Source organism: Vibrio sp. 2304 (assembly GCF_033339475.1).
Lineage (GTDB): Bacteria > Pseudomonadota > Gammaproteobacteria > Enterobacterales > Vibrionaceae > Vibrio > Vibrio alginolyticus.
On record NZ_JAWOUQ010000164.1, the window covers coordinates 1 to 500 of the forward strand.

General features: G+C 29.2%; 1 pseudogene. It reads right to left on the reverse strand.

Annotated features, from left to right (window positions below):
• Positions 1–206: 206 nt before the first annotated feature.
• Positions 207–500: pseudogene (locus R7P64_RS24815) on the reverse strand (RNA polymerase factor sigma-54); the annotation flags it as partial.

Below are 500 nucleotides of genomic sequence, written 5' to 3' on the forward strand. Positions count from 1 at the left end.
TTAACTTCTCTTAGTATAATGTATCGCTTCTCTAATAGTTCCAAGGTTTCAGGCACTATCATCTTTATTAAATTTAAATTAACTAATGGGACCACCCCCATATTTGGCCATATATTGTCCCTCATGTATTATTTTTGTCCCAGCTTTTATAAAAATCACATCCTTATTATACCCAACCCTGGAAAAAATATCAAGGTAAAAACAAATTAAAATCTTTTTCTTAATTTTGAAGAAGGAATACTTAACTCTTCTCTGTATTTAGCTACAGTTCTTCTTGAAATAATGATTCCCATTTTTTCTAATTCATCTGATATTTGTTGATCGCTTAATGGTCTTTTAATATCTTCTTTTTCTATAATGTTTCTGATTAAATTTTTCACAGAATCAGATGAAACCATTCCATCGTTTCCTTTAATTGCTTGAGTAAAGAAATATTTTAATTCAAAAATCCCTCTTGATGTCTGTATATATTTCCCATTTGTAGCTCTCGAAATAGTCGA